The sequence below is a fragment of the Aeromonas sp. HMWF014 genome (assembly GCF_963878295.1).
Lineage (GTDB): Bacteria > Pseudomonadota > Gammaproteobacteria > Enterobacterales > Aeromonadaceae > Aeromonas > Aeromonas popoffii.
Genome location: NZ_CAWNYS010000275.1, coordinates 1 through 4,047, shown reverse-complemented (window position 1 = coordinate 4,047; position 4,047 = coordinate 1). Strand labels below are relative to the sequence as shown.

Sequence of the window (4,047 nt, the reverse complement as noted above, 5' to 3'; positions counted from 1 at the left end):
ACAAATAAAAACAATGCCAGTCAGGCTTAACTGACTGGCATTAGGCCCATGGGCCCTTTCTTCTCCACGTTCACCATCTCACTCCAATATCTACTATTGGCGAAACCTATGAGGTTGATACCATAAGGGACCTGCTCCCCCTCTGTGCGACATGCCACCACATATCCAGTGGATAAACTACGAGCTGCCGTAGTGTCGCAATTTGCCCCTATGCAGGGATACCAGTGTTAGAACCAATTGCACATCACATGTGTTAACTAGCCTCCCCTTAAAGGTGAAGCCTCCTATGACACCCAACATGGGCTTCGTCCAATCATGTTCAATAATCGATATCGACCACGGCTTGTGGTGAGAAGGTTCTGCGGTACAAAGAGGTGACTGTTGTAATCTGTCCAAAACAGTTCAGCGAGATAGCGTGCCAGCCAACATTCAATGGCGCACCGAGTGGTATACAAAAATCACAGATACAAAAAAGCCCAACCGAATCAATCAGTTGGGCTATATAGATGGCGGAGGAGGTGGGATTTGAACCCACGGATGGTCGCCCATCGCCGGTTTTCAAGACCGGTGCATTCAGCCGCTCTGCCACCCCTCCGAACGGCGAGCATACTACGTCAAGCCCTTGTTCATATGCAATACATATTTGTTCTGGGATAGTGGGGGACAACAGGCTGGGATAGCGCTTGAAATCAGCGCTCGTCATCCCCACCTTCAGTGCATACAATACTATAATGAAGCGGAATCTGCCGCCTCAACCGGAAATCAAGAGGACACCCAAGATGGATACCCGTTCTATCCTTACTGGCACCCAGAGTGCCGCTCGCGATACCAACAAGGTACTGCGCAACACCTATATGCTGCTCTCCCTCACTCTTGGCTTCTCTGCCGTTGTGGCCGGGGTTGCCACCATGATGAACATGCCGCCCCTGCACTGGGCCGTGTTCCTTATCGGTGTGTACGGTCTGATGTTCCTGACCCAAAAGAACCGCGAAAACGGCATGGGGCTGGTATTCACCTTCGCCCTGACCGGCCTGCTCGGCTACAGCTTGGGCCCCATCATCAACATGTACATGAACAATGGTGGTGGTGAGATAGTGATGACGGCTCTGGGCGGCACAGCGCTGACCTTCTTTGGTCTGTCTGCCTACGCCCTGACCACCAAGCGTGACCTCTCCTTCATCGGCGGCATGCTGTTCGTCGGTTTCTGGGTGCTGCTGGTGGCCATGGTCGCCAACATCTTCCTGCAGATGAGCGCCCTGAGCCTGGCCCTGTCCGCCATGTTCATGCTGTTCTCCTCCGGTGCCATACTGCTGACCACCCAGCAGATCATCCGGGGCGGCGAGACCAACTACATCTCTGCCACCGTGACCCTGTATGTTTCCATCTACAACATCTTCCTGAGCCTGTTGAGCCTGCTTGGCGGCAACCGCAACTGATAAACAACCCCGCTTCGGCGGGGTTTTTATTGATGCCTGTTTCTGTCAGAATAAGTTGTAAATCAAGGATATGAAGCGAAGCGGCCCTGATCCAAATCAGGGCCGCTTCGCGCTTGGCGGGTTAGTATCCCGTTCTCGTTTCGTTCAAGGGTTGCTCTTGTCTCATGCCGATGGATTTTTCTGGCCTGCTGCGCCGACTACTGACTGACAGTCACATCGATTTTGCTTCGCTCAAGGGTGGTGCCTAGCATGCCCATGGACTTTTCTGGTTTGTTACGCCGACTGCTGACTGACAGTCACATCTATTTCGCCCTCAAGGTGTTGCTGGCCATGGTGGGGCTGCTTGCCTTCACCCTGGCAACAGGCGACATCCAGCTCACAGTGCTGCTCTCCCTCGGGGTGGTGGCCGGCGCCATTGCCGAAACCGACGACAGCCTGTGGGGCCGGGTCAAGAACCTCGGTATGACGCTGATCTGCTTCCTGTTTGCCTCCTTCTGCGTGCAGTACCTCTTCCCGACACCCTGGCTGTTTACCCTTGGGCTGGCCGGGTCGACCTTCATCTTCGTGATGGTGGGGGCCCTCGGTCAGCGGTACGCCACCATCAGCTTCGGCTCCCTGCTCATCGCCATCTACACCATGCTGGGGGCCGCCAAGGCGCCTGATCTCTTCTACCAGCCGCTGGCGCTCGGCGCGGGCGCACTCTGGTACGGTCTGGTCTCCCTCATCTGGCTCTGGCTGCTGCCCTACAAGACGTTGCACGAGCAGCTTGCCCAGAGCTACTTTGCCCTCGGTCGCTATTTACTGGAGAAATCCCGCTTCTTTCCGGCGGACGAACACGGCGCCCAGGCCATTCGCCACAATCTGGCCCAGCTCAACATCAATCTGGTCAATGCGCTGACCCTCACCAAGTCGGCACTCAACGCCCGCCTGAGCACCCGTCATCAGGCGGCGCCCGAGCTTGCCAGCCTGCTGCGCCTCTACCTGCTGGCGCTGGAGATCCACGAGCGGGCCACCTCCAGCCACTACCCCTACAGCAAGCTGGAAGCCGAACTCAAGCAAGGAATCGTCCTCGACGGATTTCAGGAGGTGTTCCTGCAACTGTCGGAGGCGTGCCAGCGGCTCGGTTACGCCATCCTGGTGCACAAGCCCTACGCCCACAACAAGCGCATCCACTGGACTTTGGAGGCCCTCGGCGATCAGCTGGAGTTCACCCACCTCAAGCAGCACTATCCCAAGACACTGTTGACGCCGATGAAGTTCCTGCGCCGTACCCTGACCAGCATCAACCAGCTGCTGGCCAGTGCCGAGGAGCTACAAAACCCGACCCTGGCACAGGCTAGCCTGCCAGCCCTGGCGCGCCCGCCCCGCCTGCCGCTGCTGACCCAACTCAAGCAGCATCTGACCCCGAACTCCATGGTGTTTCGCCACGCCCTGCGCCTGTCGCTCGGATTGGTGGTGGGCTACGGCATACTGCAAGCATTCAATCTGGACAAGGGTTACTGGATCCTGCTGACGGTACTGTTCGTCTGCCAGCCGAGCTACAGTGCCACCCGTCGCCGGCTGGTGCAGCGCATGCTCGGCACTTTCGCCGGCCTGCTGGTGGGGATCCCCGTGCTCTGGCTGTTCCCTGAACTACACGTCCAGCTGGTGGTCATGGGGCTGGCCGCCTTCCTGTTTTTCACCCAGGTGCGCAGCAACTACAGCGCCGCCGTCTGCTTCATCACCCTCTATGTGCTGATGGCATTCAACCTGCTGGATGGTATTGGTTTTGCCATTCTGGGGCCGCGCATGCTCGACACCTTCCTCGGCTGCCTGCTCTCCTATGCCCTGGTGGCCTGGCTGTGGCCGGACTGGCAGTACAAGCGGCTGCCGACGCTCATTGCCAACTCCCTGTCAGCCAACGCCCGCTATCTGGCGGCCGTGCTCGCCAGTCTGCAACAGCAACGGGATGAATCCATCGACTACCGGGTGGCCCGTAAGAGCGCCCATCTGGCCGACAGCGAGCTGGCCATGGCCTGGCAGAGCATGCTGGTGGAGCCACAGAAACGTCGCCGTTTCCTCGATCTCTGCTTCACCCTCACTTGGCGCAACCACGCCCTGCTCTCCTACATCTCGGCGCTGGGCGCCCATCGCGACAAGCTGGAAGCCATAGGCGAGCTCGACGAGATCAGCCGCCACCTGAGCCATACCCTGGAGCGCGCCGCCGGTCACCTGGCAGGGGAGATGCCGGCGCAGATCGAGGGCCAGTGCCCTGTCATCACCCCGGACAGCAGCGAGGAGCAGCTGATGCTGACCCAGCAGCTCGCCCTCATCAGCCAGCTGGCAGACGAATTGCTTACCCTGGCCAACGAGAGCCGGTTGCTCAGCGGGGAGCAAGGCGCTACCATGCCCGCCCAATCCTGATAGCCCCCTTTGCGAGGAGCCCCTTATGTCTGAAAAACATCAGCTGGCATTCAACGGCCGCAGCATCGAAACAGATGCCAAGGGCTACCTGCTCAACAGCAGCGATTGGTGCGAGGAGCTGGCGCAGGTGCTGGCCGAGCAGGAAGGCATAGTGCTTGAGGAGCCCCACTGGGAAGTGGTGCGTTTCGTGCGCGCCTTCTATCTGGAG

3 protein-coding genes, 1 tRNA gene and 1 pseudogene are annotated in these 4,047 nt (G+C 58.7%); 4 read left to right on the top strand and 1 reads right to left on the bottom strand.

What is annotated here, in order from left to right; translation table 11 throughout:
• Positions 1 to 74: 74 nt before the first annotated feature.
• A pseudogene (locus tag AAC083_RS23030) lies at positions 75 to 176 on the top strand (hypothetical protein); the annotation flags it as partial.
• Positions 177 to 507: 331 nt separating this feature from the next.
• Here AAC083_RS23030 and AAC083_RS11230 read toward each other — a convergent pair.
• Positions 508 to 595 (bottom strand) — tRNA-Ser (locus tag AAC083_RS11230).
• A 184-nt stretch (positions 596 to 779) separates the two neighbouring features.
• Here AAC083_RS11230 and AAC083_RS11225 point away from each other — a divergent pair.
• The 3 genes from AAC083_RS11225 to AAC083_RS11215 all read left to right on the top strand — a co-directional run.
• On the top strand, positions 780 to 1,436 hold the full coding sequence (locus AAC083_RS11225) for a Bax inhibitor-1/YccA family protein (RefSeq protein WP_042037891.1): 657 nt from the start codon (positions 780 to 782) through the stop codon (positions 1,434 to 1,436).
• A 249-nt stretch (positions 1,437 to 1,685) separates the two neighbouring features.
• Positions 1,686 to 3,839 carry a YccS family putative transporter gene (yccS, locus tag AAC083_RS11220; protein WP_108536634.1) on the top strand — a complete coding sequence of 718 codons (2,154 nt, stop codon included), beginning with the start codon at positions 1,686 to 1,688 and terminating at the stop codon, positions 3,837 to 3,839.
• A gap of 25 nt (positions 3,840 to 3,864) precedes the next feature.
• On the top strand, positions 3,865 to 4,047 hold a 183-nt coding region (locus AAC083_RS11215), incomplete at its 3' end, for a TusE/DsrC/DsvC family sulfur relay protein (protein ID WP_146181657.1).